This window comes from Marinomonas sargassi (assembly GCF_025716875.1).
Classification (GTDB): domain Bacteria; phylum Pseudomonadota; class Gammaproteobacteria; order Pseudomonadales; family Marinomonadaceae; genus Marinomonas; species Marinomonas sargassi.
In genome coordinates this window covers 1-25812 of the sequence record NZ_JAOVZB010000004.1, presented here as the reverse complement: position 1 = coordinate 25812, position 25812 = coordinate 1, and the positions used below count along the sequence as shown (strand labels likewise).

19 protein-coding genes are annotated in these 25812 nt (G+C 42.5%); 8 read left to right on the top strand and 11 right to left on the bottom strand.

The window, feature by feature from the left end:
* Positions 1-25 precede the first annotated feature (25 nt).
* The 4 genes from sbcD to OFY17_RS08955 all read left to right on the top strand — a co-directional run bounded on the left by sbcD (position 26) and on the right by OFY17_RS08955 (position 7565).
* Entirely contained in the window at positions 26-1312 is a 1287-nt protein-coding gene (gene sbcD / locus OFY17_RS08970) for an exonuclease subunit SbcD (protein ID WP_263530389.1), read from the top strand.
* On the top strand, positions 1309-5022 hold the full coding sequence (locus OFY17_RS08965) for an AAA family ATPase (RefSeq protein ID WP_263530388.1): 3714 nt from the start codon (positions 1309-1311) through the stop codon (positions 5020-5022). Before sbcD ends, OFY17_RS08965 begins: the two co-directional genes overlap by 4 nt.
* A gap of 244 nt (positions 5023-5266) precedes the next feature.
* Entirely contained in the window at positions 5267-6454 is a 1188-nt protein-coding gene (locus OFY17_RS08960; protein WP_263530387.1) for a cytochrome-c peroxidase, read from the top strand.
* 58 nt (positions 6455-6512) lie between these two features.
* The gene (locus OFY17_RS08955; RefSeq protein ID WP_263530386.1) at positions 6513-7565 is read left to right on the top strand and encodes an aldo/keto reductase; all 1053 of its coding nucleotides are present in this window, start codon (positions 6513-6515) and stop codon (positions 7563-7565) included.
* A gap of 151 nt (positions 7566-7716) precedes the next feature.
* Here OFY17_RS08955 and fusA read toward each other — a convergent pair whose 3' ends face one another.
* From fusA to OFY17_RS08930, 5 genes are all read right to left on the bottom strand, one after another.
* The gene (gene fusA, locus OFY17_RS08950) at positions 7717-9801 is read right to left on the bottom strand and encodes an elongation factor G (RefSeq protein ID WP_263530385.1); all 2085 of its coding nucleotides are present in this window, start codon (positions 9799-9801) and stop codon (positions 7717-7719) included.
* 182 nt (positions 9802-9983) lie between these two features.
* The gene (locus tag OFY17_RS08945; RefSeq protein WP_263530384.1) at positions 9984-11159 is read right to left on the bottom strand and encodes a cation:proton antiporter; all 1176 of its coding nucleotides are present in this window, start codon (positions 11157-11159) and stop codon (positions 9984-9986) included.
* 39 nt (positions 11160-11198) lie between these two features.
* Positions 11199-11867, bottom strand: coding sequence for a TIGR04211 family SH3 domain-containing protein (locus tag OFY17_RS08940; protein ID WP_263530383.1), 669 nt, complete (start codon positions 11865-11867; stop codon positions 11199-11201).
* A 124-nt stretch (positions 11868-11991) separates the two neighbouring features.
* Positions 11992-12468: a DUF934 domain-containing protein gene (locus OFY17_RS08935; RefSeq protein WP_263530382.1), complete on the bottom strand. Its 477-nt coding sequence runs from the start codon at positions 12466-12468 to the stop codon at positions 11992-11994.
* A complete protein-coding gene (locus OFY17_RS08930) occupies positions 12452-14113 on the bottom strand; it encodes a nitrite/sulfite reductase (RefSeq protein ID WP_263530381.1) in 1662 nt (553 codons plus the stop codon). The genes OFY17_RS08935 and OFY17_RS08930 overlap by 17 nt, the downstream gene beginning before the upstream one ends.
* A gap of 259 nt (positions 14114-14372) precedes the next feature.
* On the opposite strand from OFY17_RS08930, the gene nfuA reads away from it, so the two are divergent.
* Positions 14373-14954, top strand: a complete 582-nt coding sequence (nfuA, locus tag OFY17_RS08925) for a Fe-S biogenesis protein NfuA (RefSeq protein ID WP_263530380.1) — start codon at positions 14373-14375, stop codon at positions 14952-14954.
* A 128-nt stretch (positions 14955-15082) separates the two neighbouring features.
* Here nfuA and OFY17_RS08920 read toward each other — a convergent pair whose 3' ends face one another.
* Both OFY17_RS08920 and OFY17_RS08915 read right to left on the bottom strand, forming a co-directional pair.
* A complete protein-coding gene (locus OFY17_RS08920; RefSeq protein ID WP_263530379.1) occupies positions 15083-16159 on the bottom strand; it encodes a 3-deoxy-7-phosphoheptulonate synthase in 1077 nt (358 codons plus the stop codon).
* A 97-nt stretch (positions 16160-16256) separates the two neighbouring features.
* Positions 16257-17018 carry a sulfite exporter TauE/SafE family protein gene (locus OFY17_RS08915; RefSeq protein ID WP_263530378.1) on the bottom strand — a complete coding sequence of 254 codons (762 nt, stop codon included), beginning with the start codon at positions 17016-17018 and terminating at the stop codon, positions 16257-16259.
* 105 nt (positions 17019-17123) lie between these two features.
* Between OFY17_RS08915 and cysB the strand changes: the two genes are divergently transcribed.
* A complete protein-coding gene (gene cysB, locus OFY17_RS08910; RefSeq protein WP_263530377.1) occupies positions 17124-18098 on the top strand; it encodes an HTH-type transcriptional regulator CysB in 975 nt (324 codons plus the stop codon).
* A gap of 83 nt (positions 18099-18181) precedes the next feature.
* On the opposite strand, the gene wrbA is transcribed toward cysB, so the two are convergent.
* The 4 genes from wrbA to OFY17_RS08890 all read right to left on the bottom strand — a co-directional run bounded on the left by wrbA (position 18182) and on the right by OFY17_RS08890 (position 21838).
* Complete coding sequence (gene wrbA, locus OFY17_RS08905; protein WP_263530376.1) at positions 18182-18784, bottom strand: NAD(P)H:quinone oxidoreductase; 603 nt, start codon at positions 18782-18784, stop codon at positions 18182-18184.
* Entirely contained in the window at positions 18781-19125 is a 345-nt protein-coding gene (gene arsC, locus OFY17_RS08900) for an arsenate reductase (glutaredoxin) (RefSeq protein ID WP_263530375.1), read from the bottom strand. The genes wrbA and arsC overlap by 4 nt, the downstream gene beginning before the upstream one ends.
* 84 nt (positions 19126-19209) lie before the next feature.
* On the bottom strand, positions 19210-20937 hold the full coding sequence (locus OFY17_RS08895; protein WP_263530374.1) for a proline--tRNA ligase: 1728 nt from the start codon (positions 20935-20937) through the stop codon (positions 19210-19212).
* A 31-nt stretch (positions 20938-20968) separates the two neighbouring features.
* Complete coding sequence (locus tag OFY17_RS08890) at positions 20969-21838, bottom strand: SMP-30/gluconolactonase/LRE family protein (RefSeq protein ID WP_263530373.1); 870 nt, start codon at positions 21836-21838, stop codon at positions 20969-20971.
* A 386-nt stretch (positions 21839-22224) separates the two neighbouring features.
* Here OFY17_RS08890 and OFY17_RS08885 point away from each other — a divergent pair, with 386 nt between their 5' ends.
* A complete protein-coding gene (locus tag OFY17_RS08885; RefSeq protein WP_263530372.1) occupies positions 22225-23853 on the top strand; it encodes a hypothetical protein in 1629 nt (542 codons plus the stop codon).
* Between the two features lie 160 nt (positions 23854-24013).
* Positions 24014-25531, top strand: a complete 1518-nt coding sequence (locus tag OFY17_RS08880; protein ID WP_263530371.1) for a fumarate hydratase — start codon at positions 24014-24016, stop codon at positions 25529-25531.
* The last annotated feature ends 281 nt before the right edge of the window (positions 25532-25812 follow it).

The window sequence follows — 25812 nt, the reverse complement described above, 5'->3', positions numbered from 1 at the left end:
CTTTTATTCTTTTTGGTGTCATAACATGAAAATTTTACATACCTCTGATTGGCATCTCGGCCAGCACTTCATGGGGAAAACTCGTCGTGATGAACATTTGGCCTTTATTGATTGGCTCTTAAATCTGGTTGTGGAAAAGAGTATTGACGCTGTCATTATTGCTGGCGATATTTTTGATACGGGGGCGCCGCCAAGTTATGCCCGGGAAATGTACCATCAATTAGTATTGGATATGAAAGCTTGCCATTGTCAGTTGGTTGTCGTGGCGGGCAATCATGATTCAGTAAGTATGCTAAATGAGTCTAAGAGTTTGCTGTCTTATCTAGATACCAGTGTGACTAGTCAAGCTTGTTTAGAGGACCTCGAATCCCATATTGTCCCTCTCTATAACAAACAAAAAGAGATAGCTGCTTGGGTATGTGCTGTGCCGTATTTACGCCCCAAAGATGTCCTTTCCAGTACATCAGGGCAATCTGAGCAAGATAAAAAAATTGGCTTGTTACAAAAAATAGAAAGCTTTTATTCGAGCCTATATGAGCTTGCATGTGAAAAAAATAAAGCCCTTAAAGCACCAGTACCTATTATCGGCACAGGGCACTTAACCGCAATAGGTGGTCAAACTAGTGAATCAGTGCGTGACCTTTATGTGGGGACGCTTGAATCATTACCCACTTCCGTCTTCCCGCCTTTCGATTATCTCGCCCTAGGTCATATACATAGAGCTCAAGCCGTAAGTAAAGACGGTAAGTTTCGCTACAGTGGTTCGCCTATCCCTTTAAGCTTTGATGAATTGGGACGCGAGAAAACGCTGGTGGTTATAGACACCGATTTACTAGATAAAGCGAACGAGATACCAACAGATTTGTTTGAAGAGAAAAAGGAACCAATACAGCTGCACAGTATTCCTTGCTTTCAACCAATGAAAAGCATGAGCGGCAACCTGAAAAGTTTATGTTCGCAAATTACTGATTTAATAGAAGAACGAAAGTTACCAGAAGGCAAAACGCTTTGGTTAGAAGTGACGGTTATTGCAGACGATTATCTAAGCGATGTTCACAAACGCTTATTAGAAGTTATTGAAGGTCAGCCCATTGAGTTATTACGTGTCATGCGAAAAAGCGTAAATGAACGAAAGAAAGAGGCGTTTGAGGCGAGGCAAACCCTGTCAGAATTGACGGTAAAAGAAGTATTTGAAAAAAGTTTACAAGGCTATCCTGACATTGAAGAAGCGGAAGCGACAATACTGACACAAATGTTTGATGATTGTTTGCAGGAAGTGGAAGAGCAAAATCAGGGGAATGAATCCCTATGAAGATTTGTAAATTACGACTCAAAAACCTGAACTCTTTAAAAGGTGAGTGGCAAATTGATTTTACGAAAGCACCCTTTGATGATGCTGGTGTATTTGCCATTGTTGGTCCTACTGGAGCAGGTAAATCAACCCTATTAGATGCCATTTGCTTAGCCTTGTACCATGAAACGCCTCGGTTAAAGGTTTCTCCAACTCAAAATGAGCTGATGACTCGCCACACAGCAGAGTGTCTTGCTGAAGTGGAATTTGAAATCAAAGGAAAAGGCTATCGCGCTTTCTGGGGACAACGCCGTGCTCGAGGCAAGAGTGATGGCAAACTGCAACCCATGACCTGTGAGTTATGTGAAGCTGATGGCTCCATTATTACTACCAAAATAAATGAGAAGATAGACAAGATCGCCAGCATTACAGGCTTGGATTTTTCCCGCTTCACTAAGTCCATGCTATTAGCTCAGGGTGGCTTTTCCGCTTTTTTAAATGCCAGTGCAAATGACAGAGCCGAGTTATTGGAAGAGCTAACTGGCACTGAAATTTATGGTCAAGTTTCCCAATGGGTATTTGAAAAGCATAAAACTGAGCGGCAAAAAATCCTTCAACTTGAAGCTCTAAATGAACAGCGACAGTTATTAAGTGACGATGAACTGCAAGTCTTACTTGCTCAGCAAAAAAATTATGAAGAGCAAGAGCATGTTTTGTCTAAAAGCTTTAAACAGCATCAAAGCAGTGTCGACTGGTACCAAACAGAGCAAACCTTATCGTCTCAGCTGGCGTTACATGATCAGCAAAGTCAGGAAGCAAAGGTTGCCTTAGAGGCTTTTAAATCGCAGCAGTCATTATTAGATAAAGCTGAAGTCGCTAATGAGTTAACACCTCAACATGAATCACTTAGTAAGTTATTGAATCAAGTTAGCCAGCTCGAGCAAGAAAAGTCAGAGTCGATACAGAGTAAAGCTCAGCAACAAAATTTTTTGCAAGAAATTGAGCAGAAAATACAGCTATCTCAATCAGCCTTTGACACACAAACGCAGACTTGGAATGCGCTTAACGATGACATAGACCAAACCATACAGCCGATGGTGAGCCGTAGACAAAGTATCGATGAGCAACTGCAAACTGCTAACCAGCGTTATGCTGACCTTGAAAGTAAGCATCAAGCTAGCTCCGCGTCATTAACGTTATTGCAAGACAAGCTCAAACAAGAGCAGCTGTTTTGTCAGCAGAGTGAACAGAGCCTCAGTCAATGGCAAGAACCTGAGCAAATAGAATCACAAATATCAAACTGGCAATACCAGCAAGAATCTATTCAAGCTAAATCTCTGACGCAGGAAAACCTGACGTCAGAAGTGAACTTAGCAAAAGATGCATTAGATAGTGCATTAGCCTCGTTTGCTCTGATCAAAGAACAACGAGACCAACAAACTCAGAAGGTTCAAGGGTTAGAGCAAAGCGTTAAAGGCATTCAGCTAGATTTTTCGAGCCTAGCAGGAGGGCGTGAATTAGGTGAATGGCAAGAGTATGTTCACGAACTGGAAAGCCATCAACAGAAGTCCCAAGAGTTGCTGCAGCGATATAAAGCGTATTTGTCTAAGCAGACAGAACTTGGCAGTGTCGACAACGCTGTTCAGTCATTAGAAGGCCAAATTGCGTCACAAGAACAAGAATTAATACAACAGAGAAAAGCCTACAAAGAAAAAAACCTTCATTACTCAGATCTTGCTAAATTGGTGGATGCTGAACGTCATATTCTGGTATTGAATCAGTTACGAGACAATTTGACTGATCATGACCATTGCCCATTGTGTGGCTCTAATGAACACGACTTAGATCGTGCTTTGCATCAGGAAATAGAACATAACTCACAACAAAGGTTGGATGAGCTAAAGGCCGAACTGGAGCAATTGGTTCATTCTGGGTCGCAGCTAGGTTCAGAACAAAAAGCGGCTATTCGAGAAAAACAAGTGCGCCTTGATTTACGAGGTACCTTAGTGAATGAACTTGCAGAGCAAGAAACAAGATTGTTGGCTTTACTAGAAGACTTAATGCTTTATGGCGGGCCAGATTTTAACCTCGAAAATGGAATTTCTGATGAGTTGATAACAACTATTTCTAAAGCTGTAGAAGGTGCGTGGCAGCAAGTATGTGCGACAAATCAATCTGTACTTAAAGTACATCAGCAACGCTTGTTACTAGAGGAAGAACTAGCAGGAGCGACTGCTCAGTTACAGAATATTGAGCAGCAGCTACAGCAGCAAGAAACACAGGGGCAGTTGTTGCGCCAATCATACGATAGCAAGGTGGCAGAGTCTTCTAAGCTGGCTCAAGACATAGGTAGTGGGAGTTTGTCTTTAACGGAGTCCATGATAGCTGCGGGTGTTCCTGGGCCGTTTCGTGCTTCGCCACTTAAAGATTCCTTGTTGGCACTAGAAACTTCGCTACGAGAATGGCGTGCGGCAAAAAATAACTTAACAAGCCAACAGCAAAAAGTGGAGCAATTGGGCTATGAAATAACATCATTAGAATCGCAAGTGACTAATGATGCACAAGGGCGACAACAGGCCCATCAAGAATTAAGCAAATTAAAAGCAGACTTGGAGCTTGTGGATGTTCGTTTGTTTGAGATTTTAGGGGACAAAACTCTAGCCCAATATCGTCTTGAGGCTCAATCATTATTAGAAACTAAACGTTCAGCGTTAGATGCGGATGTATCGGCTAGGGAGAAGATCCAGCAAAATTTGGCGGCAGCGGCGGCTACCTCTGTAACTCTTGAAAAATCATTCGCTACTTTACAAAAGGAAGTAGAGCTTGCGGAAACAGCATGGCGTGAGGCCTTGCAACTAAAAGGCTTTGAAAATACCTCATCTTGGCAATCGGCTTGCTTATCGGAAGACGACCTAGTTTCTTTGAAGCAAAAGTCTGCAGAATTAAAAAGTCTAGAAGCACAGCAATCCACTTTATTAAAGCAAGCTGAAGCTGCTTTGGAAAGCCACCGGAACGGTCGACTCGAGAAAGACATTATAGATACCAACTCACTTGATGAGTTAATCACTCTCACTCAGCAACTAGAAGAACAGAGGCAGCTGTTGAATCGCAGTTATGGTGAGGTGTTAAATAAAATTTCAGAAGAAAAGTTGCGTAGGGAACAGGCGCTGGCCTCTTTGGAAGAGTTACACCAGTTACGTGAGAGTCTAGTTTACCTTGAACGTTTAAACTACATGATAGGCTCTGCCGATGGCGCTAAGTTCCGACGCTTTGCACAAAGTTTAACGCTCGATCATCTAGTGTATTTGGCAAATCAGCATTTGATGATTTTGCATGGTCGATATCAGCTAACAAGACAAGCGGATGCCTTATCACTTGCTGTAGTTGATACATGGCAAGCAGACGCATCACGGGATACCAAAACCCTCTCAGGTGGTGAATCTTTCTTAGTGAGCTTAGCTTTGGCATTGGCTTTGTCTGATCTGGTTTCACACAAAACCAGTATTGATTCCTTGTTCTTAGATGAGGGCTTTGGAACGTTAGATAGCGATACTCTTGAGTCGGCTTTAGATGCTTTAGACAACCTTCATTCTTCTGGTAAGACCATAGGTATTATTAGCCATATTAATGCCTTAAAAGAGCGCATACCGGTACAAATTAAACTTACAAAACAAAGTGGTTTAGGGGTAAGTCGTTTATCCAATGAGTTTTATGTCGCGACTAAGGAATAAAAGTGAACCTTGCCTATAAATGGTGCGTAAGTTGTCCCCAGAGATTAGGGAACAAGTATGTAAGTAAGTCTAAAAAAACAATATAAAACAATAGTTTATATCTATGTTTTTTTATTGAGCATTGTAGCTTTAGGGAAGCACATTAGAAGTGCAGCCGTTCCTGAAGCGTCTATGGATAGTATGACTTAGAGGTTTTATGTGTGTATTATTAAAGGTGTTCACTTCATTAGTCAGAGCTTTCATAATGCTACGTATTCTTATCAGCTTGATACCTATTAGTATTTTACTTACGGCGTGCGGTGAACCCATAAGCCCACCTACAAAAGTGAATAAATCTTCCAATGCTCCTGCTGAGCTGCCTATTTCTTCGACGAATCCTAAAGCCTTATTAGGGTCGCAACTTTTTTTTGATACCAATCTATCTAAAGAGCGTAATCAATCCTGTGCCACTTGCCATGATTTGGCCAATGGTTTTGTGGATAAAAGAAATGATGTGTTAGATGGGGCGGTATCTTTAGGCAGTGATGGACAATCCATTGGTGGCCGAAATACGCCGTCAGCAGCTTATGCGGCTTTTGCTCCACCTTTCCATCGTATGTCGAGTGGCGAATATAGGGGAGGCCAGTTTCTTGATGGTCGCTCGTCTGGATTGGTTGAACAGGCGCAAGGGCCTTTTATTAATGAAGTAGAGATGGCAATGCCATCAGAAGCATCCGTAGTGGAACGAGTTAAAGAGAATGGTCGTTATGTAACCATGTTCAATGATTTATATGGCGAAGGTATTTTGGATGATGTTCCCAAAGGTTATGTGGCCATTAGTGATGCGCTAGCGACTTTTGAGAAGACGGCTTTATTTATGCCCTTTGACTCCCGCTACGATAGAGCTTTGAGGGGAGAGATAAAGCTTACTCCTGAAGAAGAGCTAGGTAAGACGCTCTTCTTTTCACCACAATTTACTAACTGTAATTTGTGTCATCAGCTAAATAAGTCGCCTTTCTTTGATCAAGAAACCTTTACGAATTATGAGTATCGCAATATTGGTGTGCCAGCAAACCCTGCTTTAGTGGCTCGTAATGGAGGCGTTATTGACCAAGGCTTATTAGATAACCCAGATATCAGCGATCCAACACAAGCGGGTAAGTTTAAAGTACCGACGCTTCGCAATGTCGCTGTAACAGGGCCTTACATGCACAATGGTGTATTCCAAGATTTACGCACCACGATTTTGTTCTATGACAAGTACAACAATCGAAGTCGCACTATCAACCCTGAAACGGGGGAAGTGTGGGGAGAGCCTGAAGTCGCTCAGAATATTGACTTTGAGAACTTGGAAGTAGGGCCAGCTTTTGATGAGCGCCGTGTAGATGCTTTGGTGGCATTTCTTAAGTCATTAACAGATCAGCGTTACGAACATTTATTAGATAAAAAGTGATTAGGGTCTCGCGAGAGACTACTAATGTTGTGCTATTTAAATTTAAAGGATAATAACGATGAAATATGTGCCACTTGGCCGAACTGGTTTAGATGTTTCTCGAGTGTGCTTAGGCACTATGACTTGGGGGACGCAAAATACTCAAGCAGATGCAGATATTCAACTGGATTACGCTTTAGCGAATGGTGTGAATTTTATTGATACCGCAGAAATGTATTCTGTTCCACCAACACCTGAATCTTATGGCAAAACAGAAACTATCATAGGTGATTGGCTATCTCGAAACCCTTCACGCCGTGAAGAGTTTGTTTTGGCCACAAAGATTGCTGGGCCGGGTTTACCATATATACGAGGCGGTGGCCCAATTACTGGGGAAGGTGTGATCACTGCAGTAGACGAATCTTTAAAGCGTTTACAAACTGACTATATTGATCTTTATCAGCTACATTGGCCAAATCGTGTTTCTCCTCATTTTGCCAAGCATTTTCCGGGTCATATCACATTCTCGGATGTAGATAGAAAAGCACATTCAGAGCAGATGTTGGAAATTCTCCAAGCAATAGATACTTGTATTAAGGCTGGTAAGATTCGCCATTATGGTTTATCCGATGATACGACTTGGGGCATTAATGAATATATTCGCTTGAGCGATGAGCATGACTTACCGCGAGTGGCTTCCATTCAAAATGAATTCAGCCTTCTACATGCTAAAGACTGGCCTTATCTGATTGAAAACTGTGTGCATGAAGATGTGGCCTATTTGCCATGGTCACCACTGGCGGCAGGTGCGTTAACTGGCAAGTATATTGATGGTGCCAGACCACAAGGCAGCCGTTGGGGTATGGAGCATCGTCATGGCTTGTTCCGTGATACAGAGCATGTGAACAATGCGGTTAAAGGCTATGCTGATGTTGCTAAGAAATACGGTATGACGCCTGCTCAGCTGGCTTTGGCTTGGTGTGATCGAGTAGATGGGGTTACTTCTACCATTATTGGTGCAACGTCTTTAGATCAGCTAAAAGAGGATATGGATGCCTTTGATATGCTATTAAATGATGATGCTATGGCTGAGATTATGTCTGTCTTTAGAGAGTACCCAGTGCCTTTCTAATGAAAGAGAGTCTGATGATATGAATTGGAAAAGGGGCCTTTTGGCTCCTTTTTTGTACCTGCGTAGCAGAAAAGGTTGAATGCAAGTTTTTCAAGGCATAAAAAAACCGATGCATTTTCATGCATCGGTTTTTTTTAACTTAAAGAAAAGCTTATTGCTGTTCTTTTTTCTCTTTCGCTGCTGCGATTACTGTCTCAGCTACGTTAGAAGGACATGGTAGGTAGTGAGAGAATTCCATAGAGAATTGACCACGACCAGAAGTCATTGTACGAAGTGTACTGATGTAACCAAACATTTCAGCTAGAGGAACGTCTGCTTTAATACGAACGCCAGTTACGCCTTTCTCTTGGTCTTTGATCATACCACGACGACGGTTAAGGTCACCGATAACATCACCAACGTGATCATCAGGAGTGAACACGTCAACCTTCATGATAGGCTCGATTAACTGAGCGCCTGCTTTAGGGATAGACTGACGGAATGCGCCTTTAGCAGCGATTTCGAAGGCTACAGCAGAGGAGTCAACGGCGTGGAAACCACCATCGTATAACTCAACTTCAACGTCTAGTACTGGGAAGCCAGCTAGAACACCTTCGTCCATCATAGACTTAAAGCCTTTTTCAACAGCAGGGAAGAATTCTTTTGGTACGTTACCACCCACAACTGAAGAAGAGAAAGTGAAACCAGAACCTGGCTCACCTGGTTTGATGCGGTAGTCGATTTTACCGAACTGACCAGAACCACCAGACTGTTTCTTGTGCGTGTAAGTATCTTCGATTTCTTTCGTGATTGTTTCACGGTAAGCAACCTGAGGCTGACCAACAACTAGGTCTACGCCGTAAGTACGCTTCAAGATATCTACTTTGATATCTAGGTGAAGCTCACCCATACCTTTAAGGATGGTTTCGCCAGAATCTTGGTCAGTTTCAACACGGAATGTTGGATCTTCTGCAACCATTTTACCGATAGCAATACCCATTTTCTCGTTACCGCCTTTATCTTTAGGAGTAACAGAGATAGAGATTACTGGCTCTGGGAATACCATGGCTTCAAGAGTACATGGGTTCTTAGTATCACAAAGAGTGTGACCAGTTTGAACGTTTTTCATGCCAACGATTGCTAAGATGTCACCAGCTTGAGCAGAGTTGATTTCTTTACGATCATCAGCTTGCATCTCAACCATACGGCCAACACGCTCAGTTTTACCTGTGAAGCTGTTAAGGATAGTGTCACCTTTGTTGATCTTACCAGAGTAAACACGTACGAAAGTCAAAGCACCGAAACGGTCATCCATGATTTTGAATGCAAGAGCACGGAATGGTTCGCTAGCGTCAACGATTGCTTTCTCGCCGTTTGGATTACCTTCTTCGTCAGTAAGATCCTGCGGGATAACGTCAGTTGGGCTTGGTAGGTAATCAACAACAGCGTCAAGAAGAAGTTGCATACCTTTGTTTTTGAAAGCCGAACCACAGTAAGTTGGGAAGAAAGCAAGGTCACGAGTACCAGTACGGATACAACGCTTGATATCTTCGATAGAAGGCTCTTCACCTTCCATGTATTCCATCATTAGGTCGTCGTCTTGCTCAACAGCAGTCTCAACTAGTTTCTCACGGTATTCTTCTACCTGATCAACCATGTCTGCTGGAACGTCTTCGATTTTGTAGTTTTCTGGCTGGCCAGAATCATCCCATACATAAGCTTTGCGGCTTAGTAGGTCAACAACACCAACGAACTCATCTTCAGTACCGATTGGCAATACCATGATAAGAGGTGTAGCACCTAGTACATCTTCAACCTGCTTAGTTACACGGTAGAAGCTAGCACCTAGACGGTCTAGTTTGTTTACGAAGATCAGACGAGCAACGCCAGATTCGTTTGCGTAGCGCCAGTTAGTTTCTGATTGTGGCTCAACACCACCAGATCCACAGAATACACCAACACCACCGTCAAGAACTTTTAGAGAACGGTATACTTCTACTGTGAAGTCAACGTGTCCAGGTGTGTCGATAACGTTAAAGCGGTGATCTTTCCAGAAACAACTTACTGCTGCAGACTGGATGGTAATACCACGTTCAGCTTCTTGTTCCATGAAGTCAGTTGTAGATTCACCTTCATGTACTTCACCGATTTTATGGATAATACCGGTCAGTTTAAGAATACGCTCTGTAGTAGTAGTTTTACCCGCGTCAACGTGAGCAAAAATACCGATGTTTCTGTATTTTGATAAGTCAGCCATTACATTACTCTAAATTATTGAGGACGAAATTTGCGCGTTATTATACATGGCTTTTAGTTTCTAAAGCCAAATATTTTCGCGCTATTCTATTATATTTTTCATGCTCAAAGGAAGGGGTAAGATGCTTTGATAGAGATAAATGTTTAAGAAGCCATTTTAGGGCGTAGAGATTCGTTAAAACATTAATCTCTACGCAGTTTGTTTGACAGGGCAATTGGCGAAGGAAAGTTAAGAATGACAACGTAAGTGGATAGAGCAAAACTTAATATGGCCGTTGCCTGAATCACGTGAGATGCCTCAATGCCAATCAAACCGATATTGGCTGCTAGATAAGCGATGAGCAACGAGAACTCACTGACTTGACCAAGTCGAAAACCCACTTCCCAAGAGGTACTGGCTTTTTCTTTAATGCCTTGCAGCAGGTATCGAAACACAACAGGTTTTATTGCTAGGGAACCAATGGCCAGAATGAGAGCTGGAATAATAACTTGTCCTAAAAGGTCTAGGTTGAAGCTGGCACCAATAGAAAAGAAGAACAACACTAAGAAGAAGTCTCTCAGTGGCTTTAAATGGGTAGCTATGTATTGGGATATTGGGCTGGTTGCTAAGGCAACACCGCCAATAAAGGCACCCATCTCAGCCGATAAGCCAAGCGTTTCAGCCAGTACTGCCATAGATAAACACCAGCCAATGGATACTAAAAAGATATATTCGTGAAAACGGTCGAACTTTGCGATGAGTTTTAATAGCACATATTTGACGAATAAGAATGCGCCACAAACTAGCAAAGGTAGGCTTATTAGGGGCTTGATGTATTGCATGATGTTCTGACTGTCGCCGTCATTGCCAGACATACTATAGAGAACAAGTAATACTGCGATAGCGATGATGTCTTGCAATAACAATAACCCAACGACTAATTCACCCGTGTGTTTGTGGTGTAGAACCGTGGTAGGAAGAAGCTTGATACAAACTATGGTGCTTGAGAACATCATAGCGACACCAATAACTAGGCTTTCTATGTTTGTGTAACCACAAAGTAGGGCGACACTGTAACCTAAAAGTGCGAAGGCTGCTGAACTGAGTAAAGCGATCCAAGAAGCTTTTTTAAGCATGTTGAGTAGGTGACTGGGTTGCATATCCAAACCCAGCAAGAACAGCAAGAATATGATGCCTATATGGCTCATTTCATCCATGAGCTTAGGTTCATCTATTAAAGATAAAACGGAAGGACCAAAAAGTACGCCTAATGCTATATAGGCAATCAACATAGGTTGTCTGGTGTAGAGTGCTATGGAAGCAACAACGGCGGCTCCTGCAAAAATCAGAAAGAAGGAGTGAACGATTGATGCTTCCATACAGTACCTTTAGTTAGAATTAGTCACTAGAGCTAGTCATTAGAACCAAGTGTCAGAGGTTTTCTTCTTGCGTTTTAAAGATGGCAGTAGCACGCCTAATAAAAGTCCAGAGAACAATGTTCCCACACCTATTAAGAACCAATATTGCTGGCTATTATCCTGAGCGCTTTGTAGTTGTTGTGTTGAAATCTCAGCTTGCTGCTTATAGCTTTCAATTTGATAGCTAGTGCTTTCATTTTCAGCCACGATAACTTGCGCTTGTTCGGTGATTTTATAGCCTTCTTCTAACTGTTGCTTTAATGAGCTGTTTTCTTGTTCCAGTAGTGCTTTCACTTCGTTTAACTCAGCTATGGTCTGCTGACTTTCGTTAAGTGACTCGGTAAGTGTGTTGTTGGTTTCCGCACTTGTAGTTAAGCGATTTTCAAGGCGGAGAAGTTGGTCTCGACTAACGCGTGTCTCACTGAGAAAATAATCTGCTACCCAGCCTTCATTTCCTGATGGCGTACGAACCTTGGTGTAACCATTACTTTGTTCTATTAGCTCCAGCGGCGTACCACTTTTTAGGCCTCTTTCTACCGCTCTGGTATTGTTGCTAACACCTTCACGAATAGAAACGAATTGGATATCTGAAACATATAGGGTAGTCGCTTGGGCGGCGCTAGAAAGAAGGGCGCCAATAAGTAAGCCTGTAAAGCGTTTTTTAGACACGTTGTGAGTTCCTTTAATAATCAATCACTTTAATCCTTTAGTACGATAATCATCGGTGATTGAATACGCAATAGAAAAAGGCCATCGAAATGGCCTTTTACAGAATAGAAGTCTATTTTTTGCCTTAGCGGCGTAAAAATATAGGCCTCGGGTCATGTACATCGCCTTGGTATGCAACAGTGAAAGGGCTGTGCAAAGCAAGTGCTTTTTCAAGATCAATAGATTCTGGAAAATCAAAGCTAGTAAAACCAACGCGTAATAAATAACCAAGTTGATCTGGGATAAAGTTACCCAATGCTCTAATCTCACCTTGGTAATTTAGTCTTTCTTTGAGAAGACGAGCGTAGCTAAAACCGCGGCCGTCTGCGAAAGCAGGGAAGTTAACGCCGATTACTTTGAATTGGCTAAGGTCAACACCTTCTAAACATTCAACGCCTTCTCCAGCGTCTAACCAAACACCAGCAACTTCGCCAATACTGTCTTTCTCTGAAAGCCATTTTTGTACTGGTACAATGTGCTCTGCTGTTGCAGTTTGTTCAGCGTCTTGCAACCAAGTGAACGGGTTGTCGATAATTTCTCCGTTTTTAATTAGCTTTGGCATAAGCGGCCTCTTTGTATGGTTTGATGCCAAGACGGCGATAGGTATCGATGAAGCGTTCATCTTCGAAACGGTTGTTTACGTAAACATCCAATATTTGTTGGAGAACGTAGCTGATTTCTTCTTCGGCAAAAGAAGGGCCAATGATTTTACCAATGCTCGCATCGTGGCCAGACGCACCACCAATAGAAACTTGATAGAACTCTTCGCCTTTCTTATCAACACCTAAAATACCTAGGTTGCCCACATGGTGATGACCACAAGCGTTCATACAACCTGAAATATTCAAGTCAATTTCACCTAGATCATGTAGGTAGTCAAGATCGTTGAAGGTATCTTGGATTTGAGCGGCAATAGGGATTGATTTTGCATTCGCTAATGCGCAGAAGTCACCACCGGGGCAACAAATCATATCCGTTAGTAGGCCTAGGGTAGGTGTTGCAAAACCAGCTTCTTTTGCTGCGTCCCATAACTCTGCCAATTGGTCTTGACGAACATCTGCAAGAACAAGGTTTTGCTCATGAGTAACGCGAAGTTCACCAAGGCTATATTTGTCAGCTAGATCAGCGGCTTTTTGCATTTGCTCTGCAGTTGCATCACCGGGTGCTTGACCGGCTTTTTTCAGTGATAGAGTGACAATGCGATAGCCAGCTTTTTTATGGGCAAAGGTATTGCGCTCATACCATCGGGCAAAGCCGGCACTGTCAGCTAGTTTACTCGTTAGGGTATCAGGCTGATCACTTAATGCTTCATAAGCAGGTTCGCTGAAGAAGTTTGCTAGTCTGTCAAATTCGCTTGTTGGTACAGTACCTTCTTTACCTTTTAGATGAGCCCATTCTGCGTCTACACGAGAACGGAAATCTTCTATACCTAACGCTTTCACTAAGATTTTAATACGCGCTTTATACTTGTTTTTTCTGTCACCGTTTTGGTTATAAACACGAATAATAGCGTCTAGGTAAGTTAGGATGTCCTCGCGAGCTATAAACTCGCTGATGGTCACGCCAATCATAGGAGTACGACCAAGGCCGCCACCGACAATGACTTTAAAACCTATGTTACCAGCTTCGTTCTTTTTAATGTGTAAGCCAATGTCATGAACTTGAGTCGCTGCACGGTCAGCAGACTCTGTTGCGTTCACTGCAATTTTGAATTTACGAGGTAAGAAGGCAAATTCTGGGTGGAACGTAGACCATTGACGAATCAGCTCACAGTAAGGGCGGGGGTCAACAACCTCATCAGAAATAACACCAGCATATTGGTCTGTTGTCGTATTACGAATACAGTTACCACTGGTTTGTACTGCGTGCATTTGAACTTCAGCTAATTCAGCTAATATGTCTGGCACGTCTTCTAGTTTTGGCCAGTTTAATTGTAAGTTCTGACGTGTACTGAAATGACCGTAAGAGCGGTCATAACGACAGCTAATGTCAGCAAGTCTTCTTAATTGAGTACTAGAGAGCATACCGTAAGGAATAGCGATACGTAACATTGGCGCGTGGCGCTGAACGTATAGGCCGTTTTGCAGACGAAGCGGCAAGAATTCTAACTCAGGTAATTCATTGTTTAAGAAGCGTCGTGTTTGGTCGCGAAACTGCGCTACACGCTCTTCAACAAGTTGTTGGTCAATGGCGTCGTATTGATACATAGTGATTATGAACCGTGATTGATAAATTTTAGTTGCCTTATAATAGCAAACATCCTTTATTCTAAAAATGAATATTTATCTATATCTTTAGCGGTTTTGCTAATAAGCCTTATTAATCTTTCAGTGTTTGAGAACGGGTCTCAAGTGGGTGGCAAAAATGCCGAAAAATACCTTAGTTTTTTACTGGGTCTTTGTTTTTTGTTGGGGAACTGCGGTAATATAGGTGCATTGATTGTTATGAATATTTAGAAGGGTATATATGAATATTACTATTACAGATGGGGCACAAGAATACTTATCCTCTCTGCTTGAAAAACAAGGTGTTGAAGGGATTGCTGTACGTATTTTTATTCAGCAACCGGGCACACCCCATGCAGAAACCTGCCTTGCTTACTGTCGACCAGATGAAGTGAACCCTACTGACGAAATATTAAACCTCCCTAAGTTGAAAGTTTACATTGAAAAAATGTCTGTTAATTTCTTAGATGAAGCATTTGTTGATTATGCGACTGAGAAAATGGGTGGGCAATTAACCATCAAGGCTCCTAATGCCAAGATGCCTAAAGTTACTGAAGATAGCCCGATTGAAGATCAAATAAACTACGTTTTATATTCTGATATTAATCCAGGTTTGGCTTCCCACGGTGGTGAAGTGAGTTTGGTTGAAGTGTTGGACGGTAGTGTTGCTGTGCTTAAATTTGGTGGTGGCTGCCAAGGTTGTAGTGCGGTAGATCTAACGCTGAAAGAAGGTGTTGAGAAAACGCTTATTGAGAAAGTGCCAGCATTAACGGCTGTTAAAGATTCTACGGATCACACTGTGACGGATAACGCTTTCATGTAATTGTCGGGTTTGATGTTTGATTGGCTTATATACCTGATTAGCTTTGATGCCAGATTAGAAAGTAGAAAGACATAAAAAAGGGTTAATCTTCTCAGATTAACCCTTTTTTATTACGAGTTTTTTATTTATTAAGAGCGCTTACGCTTTGGCAATACGTCGCGTAATGCATTTGCCATAGTCGTTAGACTTTTCTCTGTTGCTTCCCAATCAATACAAGCGTCTGTAATAGACACGCCGTATTCTAGGTCACATAAATTAGCAGGCACTTTCTGGTTGCCCCAGCCAATGTTACTTTCGATCATTAATCCCATAATAGAGTGGTTACCATCAAGGATTTGCTGAGTTGAGTCTTCCGTTACAGTCACTTGTTTCTCAGGCTGCTTGTTCGAATTCTCATGGGAGCAATCAACCATAATGTTGTGTTTCAAGTTTGCTGCAGTAAGAGCTTCTTCACTTTTAGCCACATGTTCTGCATCGTAGTTTGGCTTGCCGTTACCACCACGAAGTACTAGGTGGCCATAAGCATTACCCTTGGTGTTGACGATACTAACTTGCCCTTCTTCGTTAATGCCAAGGAAAGAGTGGCCATGGGAAACAGACTGCATAGCATTTACAGCAACTTTCATTGAACCATCTGTACCGTTTTTGAAGCCTACAGGGCCGGAAAGGCCTGATGCCATTTCACGGTGAGTCTGTGACTCAGTGGTACGAGCACCAATCGCAGACCAACTGATTAGGTCTTGGATGTACTGAGGTGAAATTGGATCCAATGCTTCAGTTGCAAGAGGTAAGCCTTGTTCAGCTAAATCGATCAGTAATTTACGACCAATACGAATACCTTTATTGATATCGAATGTGCCGTCTAGATTTGGATCATTGATTAAACCTTTCCAACCAACCGTTGTACGAGGTTTTTCAAAATATGCACGCATGATGATATACAGGGTATCGTCTAACTTCTCCGCAAGAACCTTCAGTCGCTTTGCATAATCAAGTGCTGCTTCGGGGTCATGTATAGAGCATGGTCCGATAACAATTGCTAAGCGATGATCTTTGCCATCCATGATGTTTTTGATGACTTCACGAGAGGCTGAGACATGGTTGCTAACTGTCTCGCTGATAGGTAGTTCTTTCTTAAGTTCTGTAGGTGTTACTAAAGACGAGAAAGAGGCGATATTTAAGTCTTCAAGACGTGCATTGCTCATTAAGAGGATTCCTGTACATTACTGGTGTTTTTTTATGCGGCGTACAATATCCTGTTTTGCGCTGCGAATGAACCGTAAAACGTAGTTTTTTTACTTTTTAGAAGAAAAGGTACTTTACTCCGAAAGATAAAAGTGCGGTCGACAGTACCATTTGCAAAATATGGTTAGGAACATGGCCAGCAATACGGGTACCGATATAAATGGTAGGTATTGAGCCTATCAGTAGAGCGACTAATAAACCGTAGTCAATGTTCCCTAAGAATAGATGACCCACACCAGCGACAAGGGTGAGTGGAACGGCATGTGCTAGATCTGTCCCAACAATGTTCTTTGCCCGCATGAGAGGGAACAAAATCATCATAAAGGCGGTGCCTAGGGCTCCAGCACCAACAGACGTGAGTGTCACAAAAATACCTAGGAAAAGGCCGCAAATAAAAATCAACTTGGAGCTTTGATTACTCGACATATTTAGGTTTAAGTTAGCACTTATTTTTGCCCTAAATAGAATGACGATGGCGGTAATGATTAACATCAAACCTAGGGAGCTAGTTAGTATTTCTTGGTAATGATCTGGTTTTTCGAATTGCGACAGTAACCAAATGGTAATAAGGGATGCTGGAATACTGCCAGAGGCCATGGCTGTAACCACTTTCCAGTTAACATTACCGCGCTTTGCATGCATGACTACGCCGGTGCTTTTAGCAATACCCGCATACATCAAGTCTGTACCAATGGCGATATGAGGTGGAAAGCCGAATAAAAGAAGAAGAGGAGTCATTAGAGACCCGCCGCCCACGCCGGTTATACCTACTGCTAGACCGACACCTGCGCCAGCCAAAATATACCAAAGAAAATCCATTGAGAAGCCATAAAAATTATTAAGCTGGCAAGGTTAGATGTTTTTTACTATTCTATAAAGGAATATTTTATTATGTTTTTAACTCTTTTTAGAATAAGGACGGCGATGAAGTTACAGCAGCTTAAGTATATTTGGGAAGTGGCTCGTCATGATTTGAATGTCTCTGCAACTGCTCAAAGTTTATATACCTCCCAGCCCGGTGTGAGTAAACAGATTCGCCTTTTAGAGGATGAGCTAGGGGTCGAAGTTTTTGCTCGAAGCGGCAAGCATTTAACCCATGTTACGTCTGCAGGCGAAAAGATTATTGCTTTAGCGGGTGATATCCTCAGTCAAACGCAGAATATTAAGCGTGTAGCCAAAGAATTTAGTGATGAGCGTAAAGGGTCTTTGGATATTGCAACGACCCATACGCAAGCGCGTTATGCGCTGCCTAATGTGATCAATCAGTTTATTGAAAGCTACCCAGAAGTTAGTTTGCATATGCACCAAGGTACACCGATGCAAATCGCGGAAATGTCTAATGATGGTGTAGTGGATTTTGCGATTGCCACAGAAGCCCTTGAGCAATTTAGCAATCTTATTATGTTGCCTTGTTATAAATGGAACCGTTCCGTTGTTGTGCCAAAAGATCATCCCTTGGCGCAAACTGAAAAGCTAACTCTAAAAGCGCTGGCTGACTATCCGATTGTTACCTATGTATTTGGTTTTACTGGTCGATCACGCTTGGACTTGGCGTTCCAGAAAGAAGATCTAAGGCCAAATGTTGTGTTTACAGCGGCAGACTCGGATGTCATCAAAACCTATGTGCGTTTAGGTTTGGGAGTCGGTATTGTTGCATCTATGGCTTATGACGAAGTTCAGGACGCAGACTTGGTGGAGCTAGATGCGTCTCATCTTTTTGAAGATAGCTGCACTAAAATAGGTATTCGTAGTAATACTTTTATTCGTGGTTATATGTATAAGTTTATTGAATCCTTTGCTCCACATTTAACTAAAGACGTTGTAATGGCCGCCATGGAAGCTGGTAATAGGCAAGATGTTGAAGCCCTTTTTAAAGGGGTTGAATTGCCAAGATATTAAGGCCCATATATTTAAAGTCACAAAAAACGCGTTATCTATTGAGGTAGATAACGCGTTTTTTTGTGTTAAGAATTTGGAGAGGTTTACTTCCCTAGCTTAAGGGCCATTTCTGCGATTCTTATGCCTTGTGCTTCACAAAGCTTTTGTTCCTCATCGCTTAATGATGTTTCTTGAGTGTCGTTAGCAAGATGACTGGCACCATATGGTGTTCCGCCTGTAGCGGTGCTAATGAGTTCCTTATTCTTGTAGGGTAGTCCCATCCATATCATGCCGTGATGAAGTAGTGGTGTGATCATACTATGGAGGCATTGTTCCTGCCCGCCATGTAATGTACTGGCGCTGGTAAAGCCGCAAGCTGGTTTGTCTATTAGACGGCCAGTTAACCATAGGGTAGAGGTCTGGTCGATGAAATGCTTTAGAGGTGCGGCCATGCTGCCAAAGTAAGAAGGAGAGCCTAAGGCAAGCCCTGAACAGTCTGCCAATTCTTCTAGTGTGCAGTAAGGGGCGCCTTCATCTGGTATGGCAGGAGAAGCAATTTCTGTAGTATCCGAGACGTTGGGGACTTGTCTGATTTTGGCTTCTATCCCTGCCACTTTATTCACACCTCTCGCTATATGTTTCGCCATTTCGGCAATAGAGCCGTGTCGACTATAGAAGAGAATAAGGATGTAATTGCCTTCACTCATTTGAAGAGCTCCAATACATTTTCTGGAGGGCGACCTAATTTTGCCTTGTTGTTATGGATGACAATAGGTCTTTCAATGAGTTTTGGGTGATCTTGCATTGCCTGTAGGCGCTCTACATCAGAAGAGTCTTTCGTTAGGCCTAACTCTTTGTATACGGCCTCTTTGGTACGCATTAATTCAAGGGGAGATATGCCAAGTTGAGCTAATAAAGTTTCTAGCTCTTCTTTACTTGGTGTGTCTTGTAGATAAAGGCGAACATCTGCTTGGATATTGTTCTCTTCGAGTAACTGTAGTGTTTGACGGGATTTTGAGCAGCGAGGGTTGTGGTAAATAGTCGTCATGGCCATGTCCTTTTAAGAAACGAACGTATTTGATTGGGGAAAAGCAAACCTGACGGAGCGAGTGCTGCCGTCAGGTTATAGGGTTTATTTTTTAGCGTTGACAATAAACTCTACAGCATCTGCTCTGGCGATATCTTGGTTCTCGCCAGCTTTACGAGATTTGTATTCTAGTTGATCTTTCGCAAGACCTTTGTCGCCAACGACGAGTCGATGCGGAATGCCCAATAATTCGCAGTCGGCAAATTTTACACCAGGGCGCTCTTTTCTATCGTCAAGCAATACGTCTAGACCTTGAGCTGTTAGCTCGGAGTACAAACGCTCGCATTCTTCACGTACCGCTTCGGATTTATCGTAATTCATGGCGATAATGGCGAGATCAAATGGCGCTATGCTTTCTGGCCAAACAATGCCTTTTTCATCAAAGTTTTGTTCGATGGCAGAAGCAACAATACGAGATACACCAATACCGTAACAGCCCATTTGCATCACTTGTGCTTTGCCGTTTTCATCTAATACTGTGGCATTTAAGGCTTCGGCGTATTGTTTGCCTAGTTGGAATATGTGACCGACTTCAATACCACGTTTAATAACGATGGTTCCCTTACCATCTGGAGAGGGATCACCCTCTACGACATTACGAAGGTCGGCAATGTCGTGATCAATGCCGTCACGCTGCCAGTTTAGGCCTGTGTAATGGTAGTCGTCTTTGTTCGCGCCAGCGCAGAAGTCAGACATAGTTGCTGCCGTGCGATCAGCAATAACGCGAATGCCTTTTTCTTTTAGGCCTTTTGGTCCAATTGACCCAGGGGCACAGCCGATTTGCTCTAAGATATCGCTTTCGTTTGCAAATTCAAAAGGAGATAAGATGCCATCTAGCTTTTCTACTTTCAATTCGTTGATCGTGTGGTCGCCTCGAAGAACAAGTGCGACTATTGTATCTTTCTCGTCGGCATCTTGACCTTTGACAAGCATGGTTTTTACTGTGCTTGTAACGTCAAGTTTTAAAAACTCAGCGACTTCGGGAATGGTTTTGCAGTTAGGTGTAAAAACTTCTTCAAGTTCTTGGTTTGGTTGGTCTGCTTCTTCTTTTAAGCAAACAGCCTCTGCCAATTCAACGTTAGCGGCGAAGTCAGAAGAATCACTAAAGGCGATATCATCTTCACCTGAATCGGCAAGTACGTGGAATTCGTGTGAGTAGGCGCCACCTATGCTTCCTGTGTCGGCCAATACTGGTCGGTAATCTAAACCAATGCGATCAAAGACGTTACAGTATGCTTTATGCATTACATCATAGGTTTCTTGTAGTGACTCTTCACTAATATGGAAAGAGTAAGCGTCTTTCATACAAAATTCGCGTGAACGCATTACACCAAAGCGAGGGCGAATTTCGTCTCGGAATTTGGTTTGTATCTGGAAGAAATTCATTGGTAATTGCTTGTAGCTAGACAATTCATTACGAGCAAGGTCTGTAATCACTTCTTCGTGTGTAGGGCCAAGGCAGTAGTCTCTGCCGTGACGGTCTTTCATGCGAAGTAGTTCTGGGCCGTATTTCTGCCAGCGGCCACTTTCTTCCCATAATTCGGATGGCTGCACACTTGGCATTATGACTTCTAATGACCCTGCTTTTTCCATTTCTTCTCGAACAATGTTTTCAATTTTTCGGAAAACCTTTAGTCCTGTAGGTAGCCAAGTATAAAGGCCTTTTGAAATCTGGCGGATCATCCCAGCACGAATCATTAGCTGGTGGCTTGTTACGACTGCATCCGTTGGGGCGTCACGTAGGGTAGAAAATAAATAGTTGCTTGCGCGCATGATAACCTTATCTATATGAATAAATGGTAGTTTAGCCAGCGAACTTAGGTTCGATTTGGCCTTTTGTATTGGTGTCTATGGCAAAGATTCCGCCGGCGTGAGGGAATTCTTTTAGCTCTTCTTCGCTATGGGCAGATCGACAAGTGCTTATGAAAAGTGTGCTCATGTCCTCGCCACCAAATGCCACCATAGTTGGATAAATGGCTGGCACAGGTATCTCTTCTAGAATTTCACCGTTTGGACTAATTTTAACAACTCGTTGTCCTTGGTAAAGAGCGGACCAGTAGTTTCCTTCAGAATCTACTGCGGCTCCGTCTGGGCGACCATTTCCTCGAGGGAACTCTATAAAGGTTTGTTTGTTAGAGGCTGTACCTGTTTCAAGGTCATAATCAAACTTGTAAACAATATGGTTAGGTGTATCTGAGTAATACATTGTTTTGTTATCAGGCGAAAATGCTAGCCCATTGGATGTCCAAGCTGCCTGATCAAGTAGCGTCTCTTTGTTTTGGCTGAACTGATGAAGTGCACCTTTAAACGCATCTTTCGGGCTGTACATGGTTCCCGCTAGGAAGCGACCTTTTGCGTCGCAGCGGCCGTCATTAAATCTTGTGTTGGTTTGGTCGTATGTTGCTAGCCAGTAGGGTTCTAACTCTGCGTCAAAGTCCGAGAAGGTATAAACCCCAGATCGAAAAGCGGCAATGAATCCACCTTGGCTAGATAAAGAAAAGCAGCCTATTTCTTCATCGAAAGTGCGTGTTTTTAGCTCTTTCGAAGCTAATGTGTAAGCGTGTAGTTGAAATGAATCAATATCAACAAAGTAGAGGGTTTGGGTGTCTTCGTCCCAACGAGGGCATTCGGCTAGTTTGGCTTTTGCATCTAGAATGCATTGCACTGTGGACATGCGGGCTCCGAGTCTCTTATATGATTGTTTAAGTAAAGTCGCTAATAGTGCTTATGAAAGCCTTTTTTGTAAATAGCTGACTTGAAGTTTGTACTGCTTAATGATCACTAAATAGCGAATAAAAAACATTGAAGATAAAATGATTTATGTGAGGGGAGGCAATGATTGCCGTATTGGGCAAACGGGTGCCTGATATTGTCGGTTTAGGCCAGTGTGTTAGACTTTTTTAAATCTTATGCTTTTGTTTTTAAAGACCTTTTTAGAGTTGGCTAGGTTTTTGCTTTTTTGGCTGTAAATACAAATTATGTGCTTCTTACTTTATTTAGTTTGGTGCGCATTGATTTTAAAAGTTGTGATGGAATTTAGCTGACTGGAAAGCATGTTTTATGAGCATACGCAGAAGAAAAAAGGCCATACAGAAAGTTGTTAAACTGTTGAATTTAGCAACTTCATCCAATTCTAGTGAATCTACCATGGCGCTTCGTCATGCAGAGTCTCTGATTAGATTATATGAAATCGCCCAGCGAGAACTGCCGATCTTGCAGTTATGTGATCGCTCGATGCTTTATAAAGTTAGCTGGGGTGGTGCTTCTCCTAAGTTTACCAAAGAGAGCAAATCAGAGTCTTCTTCTCAGCAACCTGTATATCAGCGTCGCTTCAGTGAAAAGGCCTATGACCCTAGCAGGGCTTATGAGTCAGCTCCAACGATTTTAGATGATATGGATTTGAGTGGCTCCTATGGTTCTGATGATTCTTTAAATTCGACTAGTCAAGATGCTGCTTCAGAGCAAAGTGATGCTGCTCCTGAAAGTTTAAATGATGAATTGGTGGGCGATGCTAGCTATCAAGAAAGTGCGACTAATGAAAAACTTGTTGTTGAGGATGAAAGTTTGACCGAATCGGATGTTGAGCCTGAAACTGTATCGGCCAATGATAATGTTATTGATGCATCGGATGTGTTTCGTTTCGAGCCTGGTGCTTATGCTGATAGGCTTAAAAAGCAGGGTTCAAACAGTGATCCATCGGCTCCTTTTGCTGACAATGTATATTGGCAGAAAGTATATGAAGAGTTAGCTGATTATGACGAGCTGAAAGCCCAGACAGATATTGAAAATTTGACTTTTCAGTTGTCCTTGGCAGAAGAGAATTTGCAACTCAAAAAGCAGAAACGTCATGAGCTTGAGTTAATGGAAACTCAAGAGCGTGCCAAAAGAGCGGAAATCGAGCGGAGCTTTGAGGAGGCAATGGAAAGAGCTTTTAAAGCTAGGGCGAAATCCTATGAGGCTTGGGAGGAGAGTTGCTCTAAAATTCGTGTTTCCAGCATGAAAGATGAGCAAGAGGCTGCTCATGGTTTTGATCAGTTGAGTCAGCAGCTGGTGGAAAATAAGTTGGCTTATGAAAGTCATTTGAAGCGTAAAGAAGATTATCAAGCGGCTAAAGTGATGCATGATCTTCGCGGTCATCTGATAAGTGCTGTTTCTGTTGGTGATGAAGCGGCTGCATCTTATTCGAAAGTGATCGAAATCATGGAGGAGAACGCTTTATCTCTTAAGGATTTAGAGTTTTCGGATATCAAAAATAAGAGTTTATTTATTCGTTTGCTTGAGCGTGAGTCTGCGCTTATTGAAGATGTTCAAAAGCGTGAGTTTTTTACAGAGGAAATGCTTGATAAGTTTTTGTCATCAAGTGTTGCTCAGAAATCGACTCAGCCAACGGAATCTCCGTTAGAGCGTATTCAGGGGTTGTTGGTTGCAGCGAGTGAGGGTGGTCAGTTTGAGGCGCAAAAGAATCTAGAGCAGGTGATGTACCTTATGGATTCTAACGGTCTTAGTGTCCGTGATGTCGGTTTTGGTTATGTTAAAAAGTACTCTGTGTTTATTCGCTTAATTAATTGGGAGGCTGAAAAAATCACTTCCCTAACTGAGCGCGAAAAATTCACAGCTGATATTTTGGAAGAATACATTCAGCACTCAGTGCAGAAGCCTAAAACAGAGAGAAAGCAAAAAGTAAGCTAGCTTTCAGTCTTTTTCTAAATTTTTGTTTTTCGTATACCCCTCATTCATTCGGTTGATGAGGGGTATATTTGTTTTATGTTCATGTAAAACCTTTCTTTGCGTGGCTGCATCTTTTACCATTTCGTTTTCATAAAGTTGTAATACTCAGCAGGAGAGAAGCATGAGCATTATTAAAGAAAGTGATTTGGTGGATAGCGTTGCGGATGCATTGCAATTCATTTCTTATTATCACCCGTTAGATTTTGTTAAAGCACTTCATGAAGCCTATGAGAGGGAAGAAAGTAAGGCGGCCAAAGATTCAATGGCGCAGATTCTTATTAACTCTCGCATGTGTGCCGAAGGTAAACGCCCAATATGTCAGGATACTGGGATTGTTACCGTCTTCGTAAAAATAGGTATGAATGTTCAGTGGGAAAGTTCAAAAAGTGTCGCTGATATGATCAATGAAGGTGTGCGTCGTGCTTATCTTCATCCTGATAATGTTTTGCGTGCCTCTATCTTGGATGATCCAGCAGGTGCTCGTAAAAATACCAAAGATAACACTCCAGCAGTGATTCATATGGAGGTTGTTCCTGGTGATACGGTAGATGTTCACGTGGCAGCGAAGGGTGGTGGCTCTGAGAATAAGTCCAAGTTGGCGATGCTGAATCCAAGTGATGATATTGTTGAGTGGGTTAAGAAGACGGTTCCAACTATGGGGGCAGGGTGGTGTCCTCCAGGTATGTTGGGTATAGGTATTGGCGGTACAGCTGAAAAAGCGATGGTTTTGGCTAAAGAATCATTGATGGAGCCCATTGATATTCATGAGCTGCAAGCTCGTGGGCCAGAGAATCGTGTAGAAGAATTACGTCTTGCTATCTTTGAAGCGGTGAATAACCTCGGTGTTGGTGCTCAAGGCTTAGGTGGTTTAACAACTGTCCTTGATGTGAAGATCAAAGATTACCCAACTCATGCGGCATCTTTGCCTGTCGCAATGATTCCAAACTGTGCAGCAACTCGTCATGCTCATTTTGTTTTGGATGGTTCTGGTCCTGCTGACTTGGTTCCGCCATCATTAGATGATTGGCCTGAAGTGACTTGGGAAGTGGGTGAAAGTGTTCGCCGTGTTAATTTGAATGAGATTACCCCTGAGCAAGTTAAAGATTGGGTGCCGGGTGAAACGATTCTATTAAACGGTAAAATGCTAACAGGTCGTGATGCTGCCCATAAGAAAATGGTCGAAATGATGGCCAACGGCGAAGAATTGCCGGTAGATTTGAAAGGGCGTTTTATCTACTACGTAGGTCCTGTTGATCCAGTGCGAGATGAGGCAGTTGGTCCTGCTGGCCCGACAACGGCAACTCGCATGGATAAATTTACTAGAACCATTCTTGATAAGACTGGCTTGCTTGGGATGATAGGTAAGTCTGAGCGTGGTCCGGTAGCTGTTGAAGCGATTAAAGAATTTGGTGCTGTTTACTTGATGGCTGTTGGTGGAGCTGCTTATTTAGTATCTAAAGCAATCAAAAAAGCGGAAGTTATTGCTTTCCCTGAATTGGGAATGGAAGCGATTTACGAATTTGATGTTGTTGATATGCCTGTGACGGTTGCAGTAGATGCAAGTGGTACTTCGGTACACATTACTGGTCCAGAAGAGTGGAAAGCTAAGATCGAAGCTCAAGCGCTTGAAATTAAGTGATTTAGTTTTTTTACAAGACTGAATAGCAAACTTTAAAAACGCCATTTAATTAAATGGCGTTTTTTTTGTTTATTCTCTTGCATTAAATTATTAAAGTGGTAATATACGCCTCCTTGCTGACACGGACAGGGTCTCAGGCTGCTGTAAGTGGAATTAGCAACGCTCTTTAAAATAGATAATCAGATAATTTGTGTGGGCGCTCGCTGGAGACTTTCAAAAAAATTGAAGTCTTACACGAGAGTCAAACACGTCAATTCGCTTTATTAAGTAAGTTGGTGTTT